This is a genomic window from Gimesia algae (assembly GCF_007746795.1).
GTDB lineage: Bacteria > Planctomycetota > Planctomycetia > Planctomycetales > Planctomycetaceae > Gimesia > Gimesia algae.
This window is the reverse complement of sequence record NZ_CP036343.1, coordinates 5,046,685-5,068,959: the sequence shown is the minus strand read 5'-3', so window position 1 is coordinate 5,068,959 and position 22,275 is coordinate 5,046,685. Positions and strand designations below refer to the sequence as shown.

General features: G+C 50.8%; 18 protein-coding genes. 5 read left to right on the top strand and 13 right to left on the bottom strand.

The genetic code is table 11. The features are described 5' to 3' along the window. Positions 1-31 precede the first annotated feature (31 nt). The 4 genes from Pan161_RS18795 (at position 32) to Pan161_RS18780 (ending at position 4,250) form a co-directional block, all read left to right on the top strand. Entirely contained in the window at positions 32-1,525 is a 1,494-nt protein-coding gene (locus Pan161_RS18795) for a hypothetical protein (protein WP_145229733.1), read from the top strand. A 134-nt stretch (positions 1,526-1,659) separates the two neighbouring features. Continuing rightward, complete coding sequence (locus Pan161_RS18790; RefSeq protein ID WP_197995406.1) at positions 1,660-2,049, top strand: BlaI/MecI/CopY family transcriptional regulator; 390 nt, start codon at positions 1,660-1,662, stop codon at positions 2,047-2,049. Positions 2,050-2,153: 104 nt separating this feature from the next. Beyond that, the gene (locus tag Pan161_RS18785; protein WP_145229729.1) at positions 2,154-3,623 is read left to right on the top strand and encodes a M56 family metallopeptidase; all 1,470 of its coding nucleotides are present in this window, start codon (positions 2,154-2,156) and stop codon (positions 3,621-3,623) included. A 195-nt stretch (positions 3,624-3,818) separates the two neighbouring features. Continuing rightward, on the top strand, positions 3,819-4,250 hold the full coding sequence (locus tag Pan161_RS18780; RefSeq protein ID WP_145229727.1) for a hypothetical protein: 432 nt from the start codon (positions 3,819-3,821) through the stop codon (positions 4,248-4,250). A 105-nt stretch (positions 4,251-4,355) separates the two neighbouring features. Here Pan161_RS18780 and Pan161_RS18775 read toward each other — a convergent pair whose 3' ends face one another. The 6 genes from Pan161_RS18775 to Pan161_RS18750 all read right to left on the bottom strand — a co-directional run bounded on the left by Pan161_RS18775 (position 4,356) and on the right by Pan161_RS18750 (position 12,236). Continuing rightward, positions 4,356-4,907 (bottom strand): DUF1697 domain-containing protein, encoded by a 552-nt coding sequence (locus Pan161_RS18775; RefSeq protein ID WP_197995405.1) that lies wholly within the window; start codon positions 4,905-4,907, stop codon positions 4,356-4,358. Positions 4,908-4,913: 6 nt separating this feature from the next. Beyond that, positions 4,914-5,732 carry a class II glutamine amidotransferase gene (locus tag Pan161_RS18770; RefSeq protein WP_145229725.1) on the bottom strand — a complete coding sequence of 273 codons (819 nt, stop codon included), beginning with the start codon at positions 5,730-5,732 and terminating at the stop codon, positions 4,914-4,916. Between the two features lie 150 nt (positions 5,733-5,882). Next, positions 5,883-7,094, bottom strand: a complete 1,212-nt coding sequence (locus tag Pan161_RS18765; protein WP_145229723.1) for a DUF1501 domain-containing protein — start codon at positions 7,092-7,094, stop codon at positions 5,883-5,885. A gap of 11 nt (positions 7,095-7,105) precedes the next feature. Further along, a complete protein-coding gene (locus Pan161_RS18760; RefSeq protein ID WP_145229721.1) occupies positions 7,106-8,506 on the bottom strand; it encodes a DUF1800 domain-containing protein in 1,401 nt (466 codons plus the stop codon). Beyond that, positions 8,506-11,835 (bottom strand): M56 family metallopeptidase, encoded by a 3,330-nt coding sequence (locus Pan161_RS18755; RefSeq protein WP_145229718.1) that lies wholly within the window; start codon positions 11,833-11,835, stop codon positions 8,506-8,508. The genes Pan161_RS18760 and Pan161_RS18755 overlap by 1 nt, the downstream gene beginning before the upstream one ends. Positions 11,836-11,867: 32 nt before the next feature. Then, positions 11,868-12,236 carry a BlaI/MecI/CopY family transcriptional regulator gene (locus tag Pan161_RS18750; protein ID WP_145229716.1) on the bottom strand — a complete coding sequence of 123 codons (369 nt, stop codon included), beginning with the start codon at positions 12,234-12,236 and terminating at the stop codon, positions 11,868-11,870. 305 nt (positions 12,237-12,541) lie between these two features. Here Pan161_RS18750 and Pan161_RS18745 point away from each other — a divergent pair, with 305 nt between their 5' ends. Continuing rightward, positions 12,542-14,107: a sulfatase gene (locus Pan161_RS18745; protein WP_145229714.1), complete on the top strand. Its 1,566-nt coding sequence runs from the start codon at positions 12,542-12,544 to the stop codon at positions 14,105-14,107. A 177-nt stretch (positions 14,108-14,284) separates the two neighbouring features. Here Pan161_RS18745 and Pan161_RS18740 read toward each other — a convergent pair whose 3' ends face one another. The 7 genes from Pan161_RS18740 to Pan161_RS18710 all read right to left on the bottom strand — a co-directional run bounded on the left by Pan161_RS18740 (position 14,285) and on the right by Pan161_RS18710 (position 21,976). Then, positions 14,285-15,862: an alpha/beta hydrolase gene (locus Pan161_RS18740; RefSeq protein ID WP_145229712.1), complete on the bottom strand. Its 1,578-nt coding sequence runs from the start codon at positions 15,860-15,862 to the stop codon at positions 14,285-14,287. A 36-nt stretch (positions 15,863-15,898) separates the two neighbouring features. Further along, complete coding sequence (locus Pan161_RS18735; RefSeq protein ID WP_145229710.1) at positions 15,899-17,902, bottom strand: hypothetical protein; 2,004 nt, start codon at positions 17,900-17,902, stop codon at positions 15,899-15,901. Then, on the bottom strand, positions 17,893-18,429 hold the full coding sequence (locus Pan161_RS18730) for an RNA polymerase sigma factor (RefSeq protein WP_145229708.1): 537 nt from the start codon (positions 18,427-18,429) through the stop codon (positions 17,893-17,895). The genes Pan161_RS18735 and Pan161_RS18730 overlap by 10 nt, the downstream gene beginning before the upstream one ends. 160 nt (positions 18,430-18,589) lie before the next feature. Continuing rightward, entirely contained in the window at positions 18,590-18,889 is a 300-nt protein-coding gene (locus tag Pan161_RS18725; protein WP_145229706.1) for a hypothetical protein, read from the bottom strand. 130 nt (positions 18,890-19,019) lie between these two features. Continuing rightward, positions 19,020-19,460, bottom strand: a complete 441-nt coding sequence (locus tag Pan161_RS18720) for a GNAT family N-acetyltransferase (RefSeq protein WP_197995404.1) — start codon at positions 19,458-19,460, stop codon at positions 19,020-19,022. Between the two features lie 35 nt (positions 19,461-19,495). Next, positions 19,496-20,197 carry an SDR family oxidoreductase gene (locus Pan161_RS18715; protein WP_145229702.1) on the bottom strand — a complete coding sequence of 234 codons (702 nt, stop codon included), beginning with the start codon at positions 20,195-20,197 and terminating at the stop codon, positions 19,496-19,498. A 258-nt stretch (positions 20,198-20,455) separates the two neighbouring features. Next, complete coding sequence (locus Pan161_RS18710) at positions 20,456-21,976, bottom strand: sulfatase family protein (RefSeq protein ID WP_145229700.1); 1,521 nt, start codon at positions 21,974-21,976, stop codon at positions 20,456-20,458. Between the last annotated feature and the right edge of the window lie 299 nt (positions 21,977-22,275).

The window sequence follows — 22,275 nt, the reverse complement described above, 5'->3', positions numbered from 1 at the left end:
GCCAGATCGCTCATTTTCACTGGACGGTATTATGAAAGCATTTCTCCCGCTGTTTCTGATTGTTTTCCTATTCAATACTGATCCGGTCTCTGCAGACGACAGACAGGAGTCGAAGAAATATCTGCAGGTGGTACAAGCCTATGCAGATGCGATGCTGGAACACGGGACCGATGTTTATGGCAGTGTGAAATCTCCGTTATTGCTGTCGATCATGCAGCGGACGAAGCTCAAACCCTTTTCTAAAATGCCACCCGCGCCAAACGGCATCCGACAGGGTGACCGGGTGACGACGCATGGCTCGAATGTGAACCTGGATCAGAATCTGTATCGGGTACTCTATGCGTTATCCGAGATCACCGCCGACCCGAAATATCAACAGGCGGCGGATGCTGCATTGAAAACATTTCTGGAAGTCACTCCCTCCTCTGAAACTCAGTTATTTGCCTGGGGTGAGCATCTCTGCTGGGATCTTAAAACGGACCGCCCGGGGACCTACGAAACAAAAGCCATTCATGAACCCAAACGTCCGACGATCTTGTTCGAAAAGTTTTATGAATTAAATCCTACGGGAACGATCAACTATTGTGACGGACTCTGGGAACATCAGCTCTATACTGACAAGCAGGGGAGGAAGGACGGTAATTTCAGTCGTCATGCAGCGTATGATAAACATGACCCACGCCGCAATTATGATTTTCCTAAGGAAGGAGGCTACTTCATTCATGACTGGGCTCGTGCGTATGCAAAAACACAGGATCCCAGGTTTCTGAAATATATCGATGTGCTCGCCAGTCGCTATGTACGTAAGTTGGACAAGCATCAAAACAACCTGATTGAGTTCGACTCGATCCGTAATTATGCCGATACCTCTGCCAGCATTTCCCTGGCGATCGACTGCCATCATGCAGCGCAACTGGTGGGCCCTGGCGATCTGCGGGAGAAACTGCTCAAGCTTTCGCAATCGATTGACACGGGTCTTCAGGCCCTCCCGCATCAGGTTGATAGCCTCGGTTTCGTGGAATATGTAACAGCGGAACCCAGGTATCAACTCTATGAGCACAAACAAAACGGCGGTTATTCTTTTCTGTGGAATATCAAATACGGACGTAAGACGACTGGCATGCTGGGAGTCCTGTTTGATAGTCGCTACCAGCAGCTTCCCGAAGGACCAGAGAAGGACCGATACCGCGAGATGATTCTGCAGGCAGCGGACCGCTATCTGAATAGTGAGCCTGATATGTCGGAGCGTCCCTGGCCGGTCGAAATCGGGATCGCTGTTTATCTGCAACTGGCTGCTTATGAAATGACGAATAACAACCAGTATCTAATCCGGGCCCGGCACTTTGCGAAACTGGGACTCCAGCATTACTGGCCCGATTCACATCCGCTTCCCAAGGCCGATCCGCAATGCAATCATTACGAAAACGTGACCCGCGCAGATACCCTCGCACTCGCGCTGCTGAAACTGTATGTCACGGAAAAATCATTGCCAGTCTCACTGGGGATTAGTGATATCGATCGCTGACGCTGTGCGGTTGAGAATTAAAAAAAATATTATTTCAGATTGTGGTTGACTCTCATGCAAAATGCATTAACATCTAATGCAGAATGAATGAGAGGTTGAAACTCTCTTCTCACTACAAACAGCTGGAGCGGGAAATGCCTGAAAATGAAATCGATATTGATGTGACTGATACGGAGTTGTCCGTACTGGAAATACTGTGGGCAAATCCGGAAGGTATTTCCGTAAGGGAAATCGTACTGAAGCTGTACGGCCGCCACGAACATTCACTGCATGGCGGGGTGAAGAGTTTTCTGGACCGTCTGATGGAGAAAGGTCTGGTGACCGTTGATAAGAGTGGTTTTGCTCATCGTTTTGCAGCCGTTCTGGATCGCCAGGAGTTTGTGGGGCTGCAGTTAAAGAAAATGGCGCATAGTCACTTTGGTGGTTCGCTCGCACCGATGCTGCTCTCACTCGTAGACCAGGCCAAATTGAGCGACAAACAACGTGCTTCAATTGAGAAAATCATAAAAGATATCAAAGACTAGACTGTGTCCAGTTTTACTGTCGCGTCTCCAGGGCCGTTTGGACCGAGTATAATAGATTGGGAGACGCTATGGTTAAATGTGATGCGCTCTAGAGGAGCGTTACGATGAATTATCTATTGTACTGTCTACTCTGGAATCTGGTGTTCGTGACCGCAGCATCGTTAATGTTATCTCTGCTGGGGGCAACCCGCTGTCTACATGAACGACCGGCATTACGGCATGGTCTCTGGATGCTGGTATTATTGAAGTTCGTGACGCCCCCACTGTTTGTGGTTCCATTACTGCCGGCAATGCAGACGGAACAGCCAACCAGGACCGCGTTACCACCGATGGCAGAAAGTGATCGCACTGCGGAGGAGCAGGTCGCTCCTGTTTTAGTTGAATCTGCAGAGTTCTCAGTTCATCAAAGAACGCACAGCAGCGACTGGAATCATGGTGGTTTAATGATTTCCAAAGCGCTCCTCTGTCTGAGCCTTTTTGTGACGTGGATTTTCGCTGTTTTAGCGGTTGTTCAACAGTACCGATTGAAAAAAATATCAGCCCATTTTGCTGAACCGGAACAACGCCTCACAGCGATGCTGCAGAGTGTCTGTAAGTCCTGTCAGCTCTTAAAAGCACCCGAACTGGTTGTGGTCAATACGGTCTGCTCTCCGATGTTGTGGGTAGGGTTCCGACGTACCACGATCATTCTGCCACGCGCATTAGCAGAGACCTTAAGTGAGGAACAGTTGCGACAGATTCTGGCCCATGAAATCGGACATCTGGTCCGTAAAGATTATCTCCCCAGCCTGCTGGCCTATGGCGTCATTAGTCTGTTCTGGTGGAATCCCATTGCCTGGCTCGCACGTCGGGAAATGTTTATTGCGGCTGAAACCTGTTGTGATGCGTTTGCGATCGACAAGACATCCGGTTCTCGCCAGTCATACGCCAGAACATTACTGGCTGCCGTTGACTATGCTGTTCATGAGAAATCTGTGTTGCCAGTCTGGGGAACACAGTTTATCGAATCCCGTTCTTTGGAGAGGAGAATTACCATGGTTGCCAGTTCTCGTGTCAAAACAACTTTAACCCGTTCACATCGTGGGGCAATAGTTTGCCTCGGCCTGCTTGCGTTGATGTTGGTCCCGGTTCAGGCTGATCAGAAGCGCGTCTCCGGTAATCAGGTTGCAGTCGAGCAATCTCCAAACGAAACTCTTCCGGAAAACAGGCAGCTGGAGAAAGAAGAGTCCGATACGCCCAATACCGGGTCTGCTAATTTACCGACGATTCCAAATGTAAAGTTGATTTCCTGGTCGGGCAGTAAAACATCAAGCAGAGCTTATTATTTTAAGACCGTCCAGGCCGCTGAAACGTTCGCAAAGCTGGTGAAAACATTTCAGCTTGCAGATCAGTTCAAAGTAGAAGTTTCGGATACAAAACCCATGCTTACCGATCAGGATAAACGGATTTTTATCATGCCAGCTAACATCGCAAAAAATCTTGAACTCGACGGCGACAAGTATGTGTTATTGCAAGGCACGCGAGAAGATCACTCACGGCTGGAGAAAGTGATGAGTGCGCTGGAAACGAAGTAAGTTCAAACGACAGAAATAATCATCGCGTTTTCTGTCGGTTGTGTTGTACAGGATCTAAGTAGAGAAAGACGTTGCTAAGACTTTAAGGGAAAACAGGTTTCCTGGGTTGGGGCCTGATGGAGTTCATCTTACTATGATCAGAGGAGAGCAGAGATGGTCGCTAACAATAGAACCAGGTATGGCAGGCTTCGATTAATGCAGGTTGTACTGACCATTGGTGGGATAGTCCTGCTGACAGGTCTGCTGCAGGCCCGGACAGACTCGGAAACATCTGATGAATCGAAAGCGAAACCGGGGACGAGTGCGTATCATCAACCCCAGATCGCAGATGCAAGACTCGTCATCTGGGGAGTCGAATCTTCGATCAGAGCCTATTATTTCGAGACCGGACAGCAGGCAGAATCATTTACTGAAGCCATTAAGGTGTTTCAAATCGCAACTCCCTTTAAACTGGTTGTCACGGAAGCCGAACCGAGGATGGCCGACTATGATAAACAGAGACTTGTGTTTCCGCCCAATTTTGTCGATCAGATTGAGCGCAAGGATCAGGTATTCGTATTAATGAATGGCACACGTAAACAACATGACCAGCTTGAAGCGGTAATGCGGGCCGTGGGACGTAACTGAGGCACATTACAGCAGTCGAATTCCTTATCACAGAAGAGCCGAATGCAGGGTAAACGGCTTTTCTGTTTTATCAGTTTTCTCTGCATAGAGAGAAATCAGTTCGGTTCAATGCGACTCCTGAATCATGCTGTCGAGTTTACTCACAGTGTTCCAGTTTCTGGCGGTGACGGGGACACCCAGACATGATTCTACTTTTGCTGCCAGTTTGGAGCGACCAATGCCGTCCGGTGCATGCAGGTAGAAGACCTTGTCCTGCAGATGAAATCGTTCCGATTTTACTTGCAGTGCCTGCAGCTTTTCCAGATCCGGTTTGCGGGGAACGGAATCCAGAAAGAAAAAATGTAAGGCTTTGCCATCGTTGACCGGGAAAGGATTGTGATCAATCGCTGATTGTAAGTCCCCTTTCTCCAGTAATAAGATGTGGGGTTCAAAGCCCTGCGTTTCCCCGATGCGGGCGCTGATCTCTTTTACCATTTTAACGGTCTGTTTTTTTCGGGATTGAAAAATCACATTGCCGCTCTGGATATAGGTCTGGATCGACTGATATCCCAGTTCTTCCAGCAGTGTGGTCAGTTCTTTCATCGGCAGGCGATTATTTCCACCGACGTTGATTCCGCGTAATAATGCAATAAACGTATTCACCGAAGTTTCTTTCATTACTCTTTATCTTTTCGGGCTAAACGCGGTGACAGTGGCAGATCCCGATTCTATGGTCAGAAGTGATGACTCGGGAACTGACATCCAGTGGTGGGTTAAATCGTCCAGCGGCTCCGAGACGACGATGACCGCATCATCGGGGAGGATCGCATAGGTCCCGTCCAAGTCATGTAATGCTCTCAGGTGGCTGCTATGATAGAGTGTGCGGGACTGGGAATTGCTCGAATAGCGTACTGCCCAGATCCGTTCTCCGTCCGAAACACAGGCACTGAAATAGATGGCTCCTTCGATCCCGGCTGACTGACGGGCCTGTTCGACATGACCGATTGTTCTGGCGAGGGCTTTGGGGGCATTGTCTTTTAACCCGAATGTCAACGCCAGGTAAAACAGAAGTTCCGAATCAGTGGAACCTTCTATCGCCAGAAATAGACCCGGATCGACGTCAAACAGCAGTTGGCGTTTCAGTGAATGAAATTCGGGGATCGAGCCATTATGTTGAAAGAGCCAGTTCTGGTAGTTGAAGGGATGGCAGTTGGTGTTCTGGACCGGCGTGCCTGTTGAGGCCCGTACATGAGAAAGAAACAGACCCGCATGAATATGTTCGGCCAGATGCAGGAAGTTCGAATCATTCCAGGCGGGGTGTGTGTCACGATAGACGCCCGGCGTTGGGTCGTCCCCATACCAGCCAACGCCGAATCCATCGCCGTTCAGGCTTTCGACATTCTGTGTGGCATGACGACTCTGATCGATCAATGAATGATTAGGGCGGGTCAGAACATCGCTCAGTCGAAGCGAGGGACCGGAATAGGCTAGCCAGCGACACATGGGAAACGCTTTCCGATAATCTGGTGCAGAGATATTGTGCTAAAATGAACAATGTATAACAGTGTCATTCTATCAGTACAATAATCTGAGCGGAACGGCGATTGCGGCCGTTATGGTGTGAGTGATAAAAAGAAGACGCTCACTGTGTGATTAGGAAGGCAAGAAATCGATCAAGGGAAAGTGTCCCTGCAGACATGATTGCGGATTGATGTCGAGCCACTTTGAGAGAATCGTGGCATAAACACTGCGGAAATCAGTTGTCATTTTGAGATCGCCGTCTTGTAGATCGGACAGATCCGGAGCAGGGCCGTGCAGTCCTGCTTCGACGGAAGGGCTTGCCAGAAAGACGGGACCAGCGGTGCCGTGATCGGTTCCCTGGGAATCATTTTCGGCAACACGCCGTCCGAATTCACTAAAGACCAGCACGAGCACGCGGTCGTCCAGTTGGGAGTCACGCAGATCGTTGAGGAACGCGCTCAGTGCGCCGCTGAATTCTGAAAGGCGTCGATAATGATCGAATTCCTGATTGATATGCGTGTCGTAACCCGCTTGAACCGTGTAATAAACGCGCGGTTCCAGTTCGGCTCGGATCAGCCGGGCGATCTCTTTCAGCCGGTTTGGCAGACCATTATTCGGGTAACGTGTCTTTGTCGAACCGGTGTTTTTCACTTTATTTAAGCGCTCGACGGTGGCGCGCGCATCCACTGTCCGGCGGCGAACGAACTGCAGCAGGTCGTCTGTCGTGTTTTTGTCAGAATCAACTTCGGCGTCGATAGATTGCAAATCAAATTTCAGTTCAGCGAGGTTTTTAATTGTCGATGGGGTGGCCTGACGTCCTCGAAGGGCCTGCGGAGGATCAACGTCACCCAGACAAATGGAATCGGCGAATGTTTGAACCCGATTTGAATTCTGATCAAGGGCACGACCGAGCCAGCCGTAACCGCCGTGCGCTTTAGGGTTGAGCTGTGCTGACTGCCAGATCCCCCTACTCTCGAAGTGAGAGCGATTCGGGTTGGGATAGCCGACGCCCTGTACAATCGCCAGGCGTCCATCTTCCACCAGTCTGGCAGCATCTTTCATGGCTGGGTGTAAGCCAATTTCCGGATTCAACTTCAGAACCTTTGATTCCGAAATGCCTAATGTTTTTCGGTACTTTTGGTAATTATCATCTTTGAAGGGGACGACTGTATTCAGGCCATCGTTGCCGCCGTTGAGTTCGATCACCACCAGGATTCGCCCGTTTTTCTTTTTTTTCTCGGCGGCTTGCAGTGATCGTGTGAGAAAGCAGGGAACCGAGGAAGCGAGCGAGAGGATCGACGTTGACTGGAATGAAGTGTCGAGAAACTGGCGACGTGTCAACATAGAGGACTCCTTCAGTTGAGTTGTGCCTCGGGTGATGCGAGTATGTTAGCGACGGCCTGTTGCAGCACCTCATCGCGAGAATGGGAATTTGACGAAATGCGTTTAGCGATGCCTTCGATCCAGCCGGGAGCGGGTTCACCACCAAACAGTAACTCAGCCAGAAACGCCACGAAATCTTCGGGAGTACTGGAGCGTCTCTGTTTTGCGGCAAAGCCGGACCAGTCCGGAGGTGTCTGCGTTGCGGAAAACTGGCCGCGAGCAAGTCCCGCGGCGAAGTTGGTCCTGCTGATGAGGGCACTGGTTCTCAACCAGTCTCTGCCGCCGTTCCAGCCGCCGACATTGGGGGGATAAAACAGATCCTGGCCCAGTTTGCGCATCCAGTCTGCCAGAATCATGGTTTGCGGTGGCGGATCAACCAGTTCCAAAGCGCGCGTCGCGCCGATGATCAACTCAGCCGGCCCTGCCACACTCTGACGAATATTCTGGTCGGCAAAGAAAAGTTCACTCCGCAGAATGGTTTCTGTTCCCCACTCGATATCCAGATCGTGTGCCTGCAGCCCTTCGGCCAGAGCCTTGATGTCTTCCGACTGCGCGACTCCTTCGCCGAGAAAAAGTTGGCATAAGCGTCCTGCCAGACGCTCTGCGGTGGCACGTTGGTCCAACAGTAATTCAACGAGTTCGTCACCTTTCCAGGCACGGCGTTGATTAAGAATTGTCTTTTGACCGGCATCGTGTTGTGCTGCACGAAATGAGAACCGGTCATCGATCACTGTCCAGCCGGTCAGCGCCCTGGCTGCTGCTTTGACATCGGTTTCGTTGTAGTTGCCGATACCCAGCGTAAACAGTTCCATTAATTCGCGTGCCAGGTTTTCGTTGGGGCGCCCTTTGTGATTGGAGGGCGCATCCAGCCAGAGCAGCATCGCCGGGTCGTGCAGGACCGCGGTGAGCAGTTTGCCAAACGGCGCCCGTGCCAGGCTGCGGAACAGATCGTTTTGCTGTCTCATCAGTGACAGGTCTTCCAATTTTTGATTACTGGTGGCAAAATGATTGTGCCAGAGCAGCGTCAGTTTTTCCGTTAATGGATCGGTCGTGAACAGCATCCGAAACAGCCACCACGCTTTCAGGCGATCAGGCTGATTTGATCGAACGGCGGCCTTCGCGATGCTGGCAGACATACGTTCGAAATCATCAAAATATGTTTTCTCGCGCGTCGTTCCGTTTAACATGCGGTCAATGCTCGACTGGGGGCCTTCCTGCAGATCACGTTGGAGCTCATTCCACGTTGCCGCAAACCCGGCCCGCCGATGCAGGTGGACCACACGCCGCAGATTCCATGGCGTTTTTTTAGTCGGTCGATACTCACGCCAGCGGATTGAATGATCAGGCTTCGCTGCCTGAATGAAAAGTTCCATCACTCGGCTCCCGCGGGATTGAATTGGATGTCTCCGAGGTCACGTACTTCACCCGGTTGGAGAGGATCCCCGTTCACAAGATCGCCCAGTGAGAAACTGGTGCCGTTTTTACGTAGTTCTCTGGCATAAGCACTGTATTTAATTCCGGGGATCAAGCCTCTGATCATGAACCTTCCGTTTTTATCTGTGACATATTTAGTTGATCCCCCCGATTTTTGTTCAGGATTGGGAGGCAACAATGCGACGTTCGGATCGTTTTTTAACACCGAGAAGGAGTCGGAAAGCATGATATTGGCTTGGGGAATGCCGAATTCGTCAACGAGACGACCGGTGATTTCAGCCCAGGGTTCCAGGGTGATTTTCAAATCAGACGGATCTTTCTCATCGATTAATAGATAGCCGACCTGCTTGCGTTCCGGATCGATGGCTTGCACTCGCCGTGGTTGTTCAGGGCGATACCCCCTGATTTCCAGCTGTCCATTGCTGAAGCCATGCCAACTCGGAAATTCTTCCATCAGTCCAACGTAATTTCCATTCTGAACCGCTTTGCCGTCCTGCGTTATCACTTTTATCTGCAACGTTCGTCCCGAGTCGAACGGGAAGTCGAGCTGAACTGATTTCGCGTCTTCCGCGGGATTGACTTCCGCCATGAAGTGAAAGTTTGAAACGATCAACAGATAAGGCACTGTATAAAAGGCGTTCATCTGTTGATATTTTTTGCCTTTGATATTCTCCGCGCCCTTGCCTCGCTGGTATTGCTCGTGATCGTCGGCCATCACCGCCACAATACCAGGCCCCGGAAGAGCAGGAATGCGATAGGTGCCGTCGGATTGGAGTTTGTAGTGGGTTGTGAGATGCGCTAAACTCTTTTTAACCGGTTGCAGGAAAGGATTGTCATTGAATGCAAAGTAGTGGACGCGCCCCCCTCGTACTGGTTTACCGGAGGCCTTGTCATAGGCACGACCTTCTACCCAGATTCCCCGTGTTAGGTCCACATCTTTTTTCAGAACTGGAATTCCTGCGCTGGTCTCTGCGACAAACTTGGAGAGGAGATAAGGCTGATTCTTGGGATTTAGACAGATAACTTCATTTTTGCCGATCGGTAAGCCTTCCAGGCGATAGCGACCCTGGTCATCGGTGACTGTCTGGACCAGCCCCTCAGACCAGCCTGATGTACGATGCCCGGCCAGCCGATAGCTTTGCAGTGTGACACCAGGTACCGGTTGGTGTGTCTTCGTATCCCGAACCACGCCGGACACAGGGTGAGACGGTCCAGCCACATGCGTGAATTCACTCGGATGATAGACCATTTTCTCCCTCCAGGGATTGCTGGCCTGCATAGGGACTTCAATGATTTTTCCTTTGCGGGTTCGGGTATAGACGTAGCTAGTGGCGATTCCCGGACCGGAAATCAGGAGTTTGACGATACGTTCGCGTCCCAGGCCTTTCAATGTGAACCGCCCATTCCGGTCGGTCATTACAGTGGGAATGTATTCCAGCGTCGCACCGCCAACATCATTGCCGAGACTCTCGGTCAGTAGCATTCGTATCTCATAAAAGTCAGCTCCTGACTTCTCTGCTGCTTTTTCCCACTCGTCGAGCGATCCTGTCTCTGTAGAGTTCAACTGGGTCACCCGCAGACTGGCCCCTGCCACCGGCTGCCCTTCTATATTGACAACGCGGCCCGTCAGGGGCGTGTCGTCGGCGACCAGTTGGAAGGTGGACGTAGCATTGTGGATCCGTTTCCGGGCCTGGTTCAGAAATCCAGGAGGAGTGTGAGAATTCGCAAGTTTATCCAGCAGGGTTTTGCGCATTTCGCCAGAGGTCTCAAACTGATAGACGCTTTCTACCGCCGGGCCATAACCCTCAGCCTGGGCGATCAACATTCCTCCGTTGTTCATCGAATCATAAAGCTCACTCGAAGCGGGAATAGAGAAATCAAACTTGCCCTGATCATTCGTGGATGCAAGCTTAATCTGCTTGCGTTGATCCCTGCCTGTACTTACTAATCCGATCGTGGTAGCTTTGACCGGCTGACCATCCGGATTGACGACACGTCCTCGCAGCCGTAATCCCGCTGCTTTCGGGGTCACCGCAGTTGGTTGATCCTGGTCTATTTGTGATCTGGAAGTTATTTTCTCTTCAGAAGCGCTGGTTCTGGCATTCACAATCAGAGCCGCACTGGCCGTGACGGTGATTCCCATTACCGCGATCAAAACAACCCATCTCGCAGGCAGCCGGAGCGTCGGAGAACGCGATGAATCCATAATCCGTAGAATGCGGCGGCTCAATGAAGATCGCAGCGAGACCATCGCCAGACTGGGGTCCGTAGCCAATGCTGGGGCTGTAAGTTGTTCTGCAAAATCGACGAGCGTGTTCGCATAACTCTTGCGACAGGACCCAAAATGGATGACATAATCATCGCAGAGATCATCGGCGATGAGTTCCAGACGACGTGACAGCCGCCAGACCAGCGGTTGAAAGAACAGAATCGCAGTCGCGATGCGGGCCAACAGATGAAACAGACAATCACGGCGGGCCAGATGTGCCAACTCGTGCAGGAAGATATCGCGCAAGACGGGCTCTGTTAATGTTTTCTGTTCGGGCAGGAGAATCACAGGATTCCAGATACCAATGAGGCAGGGAGAATGGACAGAGGCCGCGATTTTGACCTGCGGCGGATTTAAACTCAGTGTTTTTGACGTCTTCCGGCAGAGTTCCTGAACGGCAGCCTCTGCTGGTTGACTGTTGCGACACAGTTGGGAAACCTGATGACATGCCAGCAGGAGTTTTGTCAGAAAAAATCCAGCACCGGTGACCCAGATCAAAGAGACGATCCAACCCACGACTGGTAGAGAACGATTTGAAGTCACTGGATCTGAAAATGACTCCTCTTTTGGAACGGTTTGGGCAGTCAGTCCGGTCTCCGGATTCCCGGTGTGGGGTAGACTCGTCGAATCAAAGTCCGTTCCGGGAAGACGATTCGTATCAGCTATCCCGTTTGGATCCTTGATCCGTCTCACTGTATTTTCATCAGCAACAGGCGGCAGCGAATTTGTAAGTTGGAGAATCGTGGGACTATCTGATTGCACGATCTGATCTGATTCCCAGGCAGGCAGCAAAGCGTAGCCGGTGATGCCGACTTTGCTCAATGTCAGAGAGGCGAGTGGGCAGAACAGGACGGCGATCAGTGTGACTCGCAGGATGGTCGACTGGACGGCCGGTTTATGTCGTCCACAGACACGCACAGCGAGCAGGCCGATCGTAATCAGAACCAAAGATTGAAGCAGAATGTGAACAGCAAAATCAGCAATCAGTGTATCAAACATGAGTAGATCTCCTGCCGTGGTGAAGTACCTCGTTATGACTCGTCGTTGATCAGTTTGCGAAGCCGCTGTAATTCCGACTTGGGGATTTTCTCATTTTCGATCAGATACGCGACCAGGCCGGCAGCGGAGCCGTCGAAGATCTTATTAATCAGTTCGCGCGTGGCCTGCCGCGTGACTTTGTTTTCTTTGATCAGAGGATAAAACACAAACGTGCGTTCCTCGACATCGTGTGCGATCGCTTGCTTGACTTCCAGTTGTCGCAGCAGTGTCTGTACGGTGCTATGTGCGATTTCACTCTTTTCGTTGAGCGCATCGGTAATCTCACGCGCATTAGCGCGGCCCCGATCCCAGAGGACCTGCATGATCTGCAGTTGCACACGCCCCAGTTGTTTCGAATTCATCCGTGTCTCCTGATTGTGTTTGTCGTTTACTGGAGTGAATTTACTCGAGTAAAACATCTTTGTCAAATGCAAAAAAAACATTTTATGAAATTCGTCGTGGAACAGAGTCCGAAAGCCGTGCCGCGGATTTGATTAAAGAGAAGCAGTGTCTTGACTTTGGTTAACATCTTTAAGGAAGGGAGAACTTTTCCGGCTGCATTAGACATGTCCATGTTCGGCTTGTTATATTCAATTGAAAGCAGACCGGCTTCGGTTTGAATCCTGTTTTAACTTAGCGATCTCGGTTAAAGGAAGTGCATCACATCATGAGTCAACATTTCTCACGCGTTTTTCAACGAGTTGCTGTTATCTGTCTGATTCCGTTTCTGTTGGCTGCCTCTGTGCAAGCTGCGAATTTTCAAAACGAAACGCAGGCGCATCCGAATATCGTGGTCTTTCTGGTGGATGACATGGGCATCATGGATACTTCGGTTCCCTTTTTGACCGACGCCGCGGGAAAACCAAAGCGTTATCCGTTGAACGATCATTATATTACACCCAGTATGGAACGGCTGGCGCAGCAGGGAATCCGCTTCAATCATTTCTATGCCATGAGTGTCTGCTCGCCGACACGCATTTCAATTATGACCGGTCAGAATGCCGCCCGGCACCATGCGACAAACTGGATCAATCCCAGAAAAAATAATGCAGGACCGCAGGGGCCGCCCGACTGGAACTGGGAAGGCTTGAAGAAAGACGATGTCACGTTGGCGCGCCTGTTGCAAAAAGCAGGCTACCACACGATTCATGTAGGGAAAGGGCACTTTGGTGCTGACGGATTTCCAGGAGCGGAGCCGCTCAATCTTGGATTCGACGTCAACATCGCAGGCGCCTCGTTTGGGGCACCGGGCAGTTACTATGGCATGCAGAAATTTGGTCTGGGTACCAGGCGGGCCCATCATGCGGTGCCTCATCTGGAAAAATACCATGGCACTGATATCTTTCTAACGGAAGCAATCACAATTGAAGCCAATGCTGCTCTGGCGTCTGCTGTTAAAACAGGCAAACCGTTTTACCTTTATATGGCACAGTACGCGGTGCATGCCCCCTTTGATTCCGATCCCCGCTTCGCCGAGCATTACAAGGACTCGGGCAAGCCCAAAAATGCACAAGCTTTCGCGACGTTAATTGAAGGCATGGACAAATCGCTGGGCGATATTATGAATCAGCTCGATGCGTTGGGTGTCGCCGAAAATACGCTGATCTTTTTCCTGGGAGATAACGGCTCGGATGCACCGTTGGGACATCAGCACGATGTAGCCTGTGCTGCACCACTGCGCGGCAAAAAAGGGGCCCACTACGAAGGGGGCATGCGTGTGCCCTTCATCGCCGCCTGGGCCAAACCGAATCCCAACAATCGGTTTCAGAAACAGCTGCCGATTCCCGCCGATGTGATTCAACCGCAGGTTGCTGCCGTGCAGGATCTGTTTCCCACCATTTTAGATATCACCGACGTCAAAGCTCCTGCGAAATACAAAGTAGACGGAAAACGCCTCAACAAACTGTTGCTAGGCCAGGCGGACCAATCGCGGCCCGAAGAGTTTCTGATGCACTATCCTCATTCACCACACCGCAGCAATTACTTCACCACGTATCGCAACGGTGACTGGAAAGTGATTTATCATTATGTGCCTTCAAAAGATTCTGAAAACTCACACTACCAGCTCTATAATCTGGCTGAAGATCCGTTTGAGCAGAACAACCTCGCACAATCGGAACCGAAGAAACTCAAACGGCTGATGCGTGCTTTGATTGCCAGTATGGAACAACACGATGCTCAGTATCCCGTCGAAAAAGGGACGAATAAAGCTTTGAAACCACGAATGCCCTGATTGTCGTTTGCGGCAACTGGACTGTGTCCAGTTTAACTGTAGCGTCTCCAGAGTTATTTGGACCGAGTTTCATTGATTGAGAGACGCTATGGTTCAATGTGATGCGCTCAAGTATGTTTGAAGAATTCCTGGGGAAGAGCTGTTCTGCAACAGCAAGTGGTCCATTTTATGAAGTTTTTACCGGGGGCTTTCAATCAGTTGGGTGAACAGGGTGGGATCTCCCGTTTCTCGAAATTGAAGCGGCGGTAAAGTGATTTCAGCAGGGATATGTTGAAAGGCGTCTGTCGGATTTGCTTCGTTGAAGAAGTCAGTGAGGTATTCCAGGAACCGGGGATCGACACTTGCTGCGTATTGACTGGCTGCATGGGTTCCCCCTTTGACCTTAATCAGATGTCCGCGCGGAAAGTACTTCAATAACTCTTCCGCATTCTCCACAGGCGTCGCTAGATCCAGAGTACCATGTATGAGCAGGACTGGCGTCTGACAGGTTTCAAACTGACGAAATGCATCATTTACCACAGGTGTGGGAGTCACTTTCCGTGTCGCTGTATAGAACCAGTTGATATCTCCCAGCCAGCGGCGGGCTTCTTCCTGTTTCAGCTCGTGTAATCGTTTGTCGGTAATTCCCAGGCTGTTATCGATCAATGTCAGTAGCAGGTTGTAACGCATCACTTCAGGTCGATCATCGATAATCTTTGCTGCCAGGTACTGGTAATCCTGGTGATAAAGTTCCAGTACCATTTTGGGCCACAATTCGAGCATGCTGCGGGAATGGACGCGTGAATTCAGTATCGGTTTCGTCAGATAATAGCGAACGTCATCGACGCCGATGACAACCTCAGTTGTTCCACCTCGACGCGGGTGTTTGCCGCGCACGCGTACCGGCTGATTCTCCAGCCGTGTCAGCACGGTCTTTAAAGCGCCCAGTAATCCTGCTTCTGGCAGTTTGATCGTTCCGGAGGCTCGGAGTTCGTTTTCGACTCGCTGGAAGACGTTCCAGATCCCGTTGGCACTGTCATAGGTATGATTGAGCGGTTCTACCCCCGACAGCATCATGCGTTCGACCTGTTCGGGATGCTGCTTCAGGTAGGCCAGTGCCCACTGCGATCCAAAACTGCTGCCACGCAAGGCAATCTGTTTGTAACCGCAGGAACGCCGAATCGCATCGACGTCTTCAACCAGATGCAGAATATCATATCCCCGGAGATCGAACTGCAGTTTCTGGCAAGTGAGAATCGAATTTTGTAAACCTGCCTTCAAGCGTGCGCCTGCCTTGTCAAATGACAATGCTTCCAGGCGTTGACCCGGTTGCGCAAAACACAGTTCAGGCAGTTGGTGAATTCCCGGCACATGGCTGTTCCCACGCTGATTCACAATGACAACATCACGCGTCTGGTTGAAGGCGAGCATCTCAGCATATTTGTTATAATGTTTCTGCTGTAATCCTGCTGTAATCTGTTTGGCCGTCACTGCTTCTCCCGGTCCGCCGGGCAGGAAGAAAACCGGTGGCTGCCCGGTGGGCTTTCGGGCGGGGAACCGAAAATAATGCACAGTGATGTTACGACTGCTGGTAGCGGTCCGGTTTTCGGGGACCACAATCAAGGCTTCTTCTCCTTGTAGTTGTGCTCCAAACTGGCATGGCTGGATGAGACTGGTACCCACTGCAGGAGCAGTCTGCGCTACAGTCGAAGCGGTGTTGGAAGGGATTCCGACGACGACCAGGAGTAAGAAGAATCGCGCGAATTGTACGAGCATAACGGTAACCCCGAAATGAATATAGGATCAGCAGCTTCATCCTAACGCAGAATCTTCCCTGGTACCAGAATTATCTTTACGAGGCAGGGGGGACGACAGAGTCGCATAGAGACACAAAGCGACCAGCAGCATTGCCGCGAGCAGGCTGCGTTCGTAGTAGAGCCATTCGAATAACGTCGGTTGAGTCACTCCGGGCAGACGATTCAGGCGATCGAGCGTCACCGCGGCGATCCATTTATCGCTGGAAGGTCGGAAATTGAGCGGACGCAGGTAAGATCGGACCCAGTTTAAATCGAGCCCCTCGGGAATACCATAGATCTGCATCAGTTCGACCGCATCTGAAGTTGCCAGCATTGATGCTGACACGCCTTGATTCTTTTCGAATCCTCCAGCGATCTGGAAAGAGTGGGTCTGTGTGCTGTGAAACTCGCGTAGCCACTGATGGACTTGCTTGCGGTATTTCTCACGGTCGATGGGGCGGTCGATCACCTCTAATAACTGTGTCACGCGGAGGGCAGTCTCCAGCATATCGGACGTTTTGACGACAGGGTTTTCAAGAGTGACCAGTAACCGCTGCTCTAGAAAGTCCCGATGCTCAGATGAGAGTTGATTACTATTAGCCAGGGCATAGAAGACCCAGGCGTTCTGATTCAGGCCATAGATTCTACGTGGTTTTCGTGAGTTGGCTTCAGGCAGTAGTGATCGTCGTTCTTCTTCCAGATCGGGAAGTGTATCAATCTGGTCGGGGCGCACGAGTCCTACCCGGAACGCACTGCCCAGAATAAAGGCTAAAAGATCTTGATCAGTGGCGATTTCGTAGTCTAATACTTTGCGGGCGCGGGACAAATCTGGATGAAGTCCTTGTTCGATCGTCCAGCGCGCCGGGATCTCCCAGTTACGAAAAGTAATCGAGGGGTAAGGTCCTTGCTCAAATGCTTCCACGTAGTGCAAAATTCGTGCTGGTGTGGCGGGCCACCAGATCTGATTGGTGAGCCACAGCAGTAACGGAACGGTGATGCAGACATAGAGTACTCCCGGTATCCATTCAGGACGTGCCACGTGTTGCGCAACAGGTGCTTTTCTGAAACGACGAAGAATCGCCCAAATCACAGCAGAAACTTGAACGGCAATCATGATCGCAAAAATCAACCAGCCATAGCCGCCAAAAATAGCAGGCTGGTTATAGACCGGTTTGCGAAACGGGGAAAGAACAATCAGTAAGAGGACATTAGGGATAAGAAACGTACAGAGAATAACGAGCCAATGAGGGGATTTCTGTTTAGACTCGAATGCCGTTCTCCCTCCCATGCGTGCCATACTGGTGATCACAATCGGTAGCAGGATCAAGGTGCCTGAAAGAAGGACTGCGGCGATCAGTTTTTGATCGACGAAATGAATCCCGCTTAGGGCTCCATAAGTATTCTGCATTGTCATACTAAGTAAGATTAAGCCTGACAGACAGGACTGTGCGATCAGCAGTCGATTACCGATCCCGTGTCGGGCAAAGCTGGAGAGGAAATACAGCAATAAGCCGAAGGAAGCCAGCAGAATCAGGAAGAGAAGCCACGTCGCTCCGATCATCGGCAGGATGAGGACGGCTGCAAATACCATGATCGCAGCGAACCTGTGGGATCTCCACCATTGCCGAACGGCTGCCTGGATTTCCCTGGCATCGCTGATGTCAGATTGATTCTCTTGCTGTACTTTGTGAATTTTTCTGGTACTGAAAAAAGTTGCCCCGACTAATAGAAATAAGCTGATCGCGGGGAGCGCCGCATAACCCAGCAGCTTCTGCGCCAGCGTTAGTGACGAGAGCTTGACCCCTCCGCCGGCAATCTTACCGCTGGTGATCAATGGCCAGGGAATGAATGTGGCGGCGACTGTCAGTAGTGGGTCATCTAATTTCTGAGATTCATGCTGGAGTGGTACCACACCCGCTTCGATTCGGGCGCGGATGCCGGCTTTGAATTCGGCTGCGTCAACTTGATGGGGACGAAGTGCTGCTCTCAAATCGGTTTCGGAAACAAGTTCTACAGACATAGCAACATCCTTCCAATTTGAGTCGTGGAAACTTTCCCGTCGAGCATCCGACGCAAAGCCTTGCGTGCCTGATAGAGGCGGCCTTCTACCGTCTTTTCTCTGAGCGACAGCAACACTGCAACTTCTTTGATGCTGGTCTCTTCCAGATAATGCATCAGCACCACCTGACGCTGTTTGAGAGGCAGTTGATCAATGGCGCTGCGTAGTTTTTCCAGTTGGGGCGCTGGTTCCGGATCAGCAGGAGCGGCGACCGATTCGAGGGTCGTGGCTTCCACAGACACAACATGGTTTCGACGTCGTTTGCGACTGCGGGCCCAGTTGCGATAGCGGTTGCGGGCCACACCACTCAGCCAGGGCCCAAAAACCTCAGGCTCCGACCAGAGTCCGCGACAGGATTCTCGACTCAGGTACGCCTCGGCAAAGCTGTCCTGGGCAATTTCCGCAGCGTCGTTCCAGGGAGCCCCCCAGGCAGCGATCAGGCCTACCAGCGGTCCACGATAGAGTTCAATAAGTTGTGTCAGGTCCATGCTGATCCTTTCTCTATCAATGTAGTATCCGGACCTGAATGGAATCACACAAAAAAAGATGAGAATTTAACGTTTTTTCAGAGATGTGGCGAAATTATAGTGTGGGACTGTGAAGAGACCCTTTTTGAGATCGATAGAATTCGAATCACTGCAACAAAAGCTAAATAATCTGAAAGTAAACCAGCCCGACCAGAATCAGGAGACTGATGCAGATCACCCAGACGGGAATGAATTTCAGTGGTCCGCCGACCGGGATTCTGATAAATCCTCCCGCCTCGGGGTTGAGCATCTGGTCGGTGACTTCATCGTTGGTGAGACGCATGATGAGGTCAATCAGCATTGCTGACCCGATTGCGGCAGTCAGCGCCACTTCGCAACTGTCACTCCATTTAAGAGCGATAAACAGCCCCGCGAGTCCGCCTATGCCGCAGATCAGGGTATTGAAGTTAAACAACGACATGTGTTGCTGCTTTCTACTGATACAGTCTTTGATGATTCCAGGTAAAGTTGAGGATCGATATCGTGTTCTATTTTTTCTTCAATATGCATTGCTTATCATTCTAAAGTGTCTTGTGGCTCTACAAAAACGATCACAGACAAATTTCTCGCAAATGGGTACATTCAGGATCGCCTTTAATACGATGGAAACCCAGGGAATGATAAAAGGCATCGGCTTCCGGAGTGTCAGCACGCAGGCGCAGTTGATCGAACACACCCTGGCAGTGGTTCTGAATTTCTGTGACAAGCAGGCGTCCGATTCCTCTGCGTCGACTGTCTACTGAGACATATAATCGTCTGACTCGACCCACGCGGTCGTTGTCACTGTACGGATCACGGTTCAGACCACATACACCCACAACGCGCTGGTTCTGCACTGCCAGCAATAACATTTCGCCAGCCTGCTCAAAACGATTTGTTCCCTCACGCCATTCCTGTTGCAGACGATCGACCATGCGAAATCCCTCCGCTCTGGCTCCGACTGCCAGTAAATCTAACTGTGTGGGATTTTTCAAATTTTGCAATGAGATCAACTTGAAACAGATCCTGAATGAGACAGTTCGAACTGTCATACCGACCGAGTCAAGCCGCCATCAATGCGGAGATTTTGGCCGGTGATGTATTTGGCACCGTCTGAAACCAGAAAGGCCACGGTTTCCGAGATTTCGTCCATCGTTCCATAGCGTCCCATCGGGATGCGCCGCCGCCGGTCTTCCGTTTCGGGCAGGCTGTCAATAAATCCAGGAAGAATATTATTCATGCGAATATTGTCAGACGCGTATTGATCAGCAAACAGCTTGGTAAACGCGGCGAGACTGGCACGAAACGCGCCTGAGGTGGGGAACAGTGGATCCGGTTCGAATGCTGCAAATGTGGATATATTGACGATCGGCCCCCCTCCACGGGACTGCAGGATCGGAGTGACCAGCCGCGCGATGCGCACGACATTGAGAAAATACACATCCAGCGCCTGATGCCAGTCGTCATCACTGATTTCGAGAATCTGTCCTTTAGGACCATGTCCAGCGCTGTTAACGACCACATCAATTCCGCCAAAGGAATCTACGGCAGTCTCTATGAGTCGTTTTAGATCATTCGGGTTTTGATTTGAGCCTGTAACACCAATACCGCCCAGTTCTTCAGCCAGCGCTTCACCGCGACCTGAGGAAGAGAGGATCACAACTTTAAATTCCCGTTCAGCGAGTTTTCGAGCAATCGCAGCCCCCATTCCGCTTCCCGCCGCTGTTATGACTGCAACTTTATCTGACATCTGAAACGCCTTTTACTTATTGCTTAATGTTGAATTATTTGAAGACCACGCGTTGATACCTAATCGCAGCGAATAAAGGATATCAGATTCCGCGTTGAATTACGTGTCTAGAGCGCATCACATTTAACCATAGCGTCTCACAATCTATTATACTCAGTCCAAATAGCCCTGGAGACGCTACAGTAAAGCTGGACACAGTCTAGAGTCTAGTCATCAACCGAACGGTCTTGAATTGGTTTTAATATCCGGGTACCAGAATTACTCCTCCGCCCGCCAGTTGGCAAAAGAATCGAGATAGGACCAGCGAAAATCCTTCTGCTTACGGTATTTCATATCGCGGTGGTCAAGTTGTTCCTTGACGAATGCTTCGAGATTCACCGGGTCGAGAAACGGGTCGCGGGTCTGCTGCTGCCAATCGGTCAATGTGTTGATCAGTCGCGATTTTGTCGCAGCGAACATGGGATCATCTGCCAGGTTATTCCATTCATAGGGATCCTGCTGCAGGTCATATAGTTCATAGCGTGGTGGTTGTGACCAGCGTGTAAATGCCTGTTTGACTTGTGGTGAAATCGTTTTCTGGTCGGCAGCGGTCGCACCGGAGATGACGAAATGGGGATGCGATTGATCGAGGTAGCTGTCGGCGATCAGATTGTCGGTTCCCGGCCGTGGATTAGAAATCAGTTTAAAGCGCGTATCGCGGAGTGAATGTTGAATGTAACAGTTCCGCGGAAAAGAGCCGGTGGTGAATCCGAAAATGTACTCGCGCCAGTTCGTCACACGTTCGTCTGTGAACAATGGTTTCAAATCTCGCCCTGGCAGATCTTCTGGAATCTGCATTCCCGCAGCCGCGAGGGCTGTCGGCAGCAAGTCCAGGGTCGAAGTCAGTTCCTTTCGCACCAGTCCCGGTTGTGTATTGCCCCGCCAGGAGACGATCAACGGGACGCGAAGTCCTCCTTCATACACGCTTCCTTTGCCACGCGGAAACTGGGCTCCATGATCGCCGATATAGAATATGAGTGTGTTCTCGGTTTCTCCCGCTTGATCGAGTTCATTCAGCAGTAAACCAACTCCGGTATCAAGTCGAGCCAGACAGTTGTAATAGTTGGCTACCTGTTCCCGCAGGCGCGGTGTACTTACCCCGACCCAGGGCAACGGTTTCACATCGTCGGCAGACAGCGGTTGTGCTGGTCGTCCATTAACTTTTTTAATGAAAGGCAGATGCGCATCGGGAAAGTTGACGGATAAGAACCAAGGCTGGTCTTTCGCCTGTGTAAAGAATTTCGCGGCGTGGCTCGCATAGGCGGTCACCGGTTCCCGGCGATTAAAATTCGCCGCACGGATAGCACGATAGTCAAAGGGAAACGCTGTTTCGGGGTTCACATGCAGTTTTCCGATCAGGCCCGTGTGATAACCCTGTTTCTTGAGCAGCGTGACAAAATTGGGAGTCTCCTTTGAATACAAGGCAAATTTATGTGTCGCCAGACCGATCTGCCCGTTCTGATGAGGATACTTCCCGGTCAGAAAACAGGCTCGTGAAGGCGAGCAGACCGAATAAGGCACAAACGCATTTTCGAATCGGACTCCTTTTTCAGCCAGTTGATCCAGGTGCGGCGTCCGGGCATAGGGATCGCCATAACAGCCCAGTTCCGGACCATTATCTTCAGAAACAATCAACAAAATATTGGGCGGCTTCGCAGTAACTGCGGGTGAATAAAATAATCCGATGAGCAATATCGGGAACCAGGGAAGCCAAATGAATCTCAAAGATAGTTGCTGCATCGCGGTGGTACCTGACTGATAGCTGAAAGTGAGTTTACTGAAGATCGCTGTGGTCACCTGCTCTCAACCTATTCTGCCAGAATCATGGTGTCCGTTCCAGTATATAATCTGGTATCCCAGTTAATCTGGATCTCTAAACTGGACACTGTCTAGTTCATCGTTGGTGAAACACAGAAACAGATCAAACAGCCTTGCAGACAGAGTTGCGAAGATGATTGCCAACAACTCTCGACTGTCACTGAATTTGGCAGCAACAAAAAAACGATAAACCCGGCAAAACCATAGATAAGGGCTTTAGT

Coding starts and splice junctions, on each gene's coding strand:
- Pan161_RS18715 (WP_145229702.1), bottom strand. CDS start 20,197: ATGTCAGATAAAGTTGCAGTCATAACAGCGGCGGGAAGCGGAATGGGG.
- Pan161_RS18780 (WP_145229727.1), top strand. CDS start 3,819: ATGCAGGTTGTACTGACCATTGGTGGGATAGTCCTGCTGACAGGTCTG.
- Pan161_RS18775 (WP_197995405.1), bottom strand. CDS start 4,907: ATGAAAGAAACTTCGGTGAATACGTTTATTGCATTATTACGCGGAATC.
- Pan161_RS18785 (WP_145229729.1), top strand. CDS start 2,154: ATGAATTATCTATTGTACTGTCTACTCTGGAATCTGGTGTTCGTGACC.
- Pan161_RS18755 (WP_145229718.1), bottom strand. CDS start 11,835: ATGTTTGATACACTGATTGCTGATTTTGCTGTTCACATTCTGCTTCAA.
- Pan161_RS18740 (WP_145229712.1), bottom strand. CDS start 15,862: ATGCTCGTACAATTCGCGCGATTCTTCTTACTCCTGGTCGTCGTCGGA.
- Pan161_RS18770 (WP_145229725.1), bottom strand. CDS start 5,732: ATGTGTCGCTGGCTAGCCTATTCCGGTCCCTCGCTTCGACTGAGCGAT.
- Pan161_RS18735 (WP_145229710.1), bottom strand. CDS start 17,902: ATGTCTGTAGAACTTGTTTCCGAAACCGATTTGAGAGCAGCACTTCGT.
- Pan161_RS18730 (WP_145229708.1), bottom strand. CDS start 18,429: ATGGACCTGACACAACTTATTGAACTCTATCGTGGACCGCTGGTAGGC.
- Pan161_RS18760 (WP_145229721.1), bottom strand. CDS start 8,506: ATGGAACTTTTCATTCAGGCAGCGAAGCCTGATCATTCAATCCGCTGG.
- Pan161_RS18750 (WP_145229716.1), bottom strand. CDS start 12,236: ATGAATTCGAAACAACTGGGGCGTGTGCAACTGCAGATCATGCAGGTC.
- Pan161_RS18745 (WP_145229714.1), top strand. CDS start 12,542: ATGAGTCAACATTTCTCACGCGTTTTTCAACGAGTTGCTGTTATCTGT.
- Pan161_RS18765 (WP_145229723.1), bottom strand. CDS start 7,094: ATGTTGACACGTCGCCAGTTTCTCGACACTTCATTCCAGTCAACGTCG.
- Pan161_RS18710 (WP_145229700.1), bottom strand. CDS start 21,976: ATGCAGCAACTATCTTTGAGATTCATTTGGCTTCCCTGGTTCCCGATA.
- Pan161_RS18795 (WP_145229733.1), top strand. CDS start 32: ATGAAAGCATTTCTCCCGCTGTTTCTGATTGTTTTCCTATTCAATACT.
- Pan161_RS18725 (WP_145229706.1), bottom strand. CDS start 18,889: ATGTCGTTGTTTAACTTCAATACCCTGATCTGCGGCATAGGCGGACTC.
- Pan161_RS18790 (WP_197995406.1), top strand. CDS start 1,660: ATGCCTGAAAATGAAATCGATATTGATGTGACTGATACGGAGTTGTCC.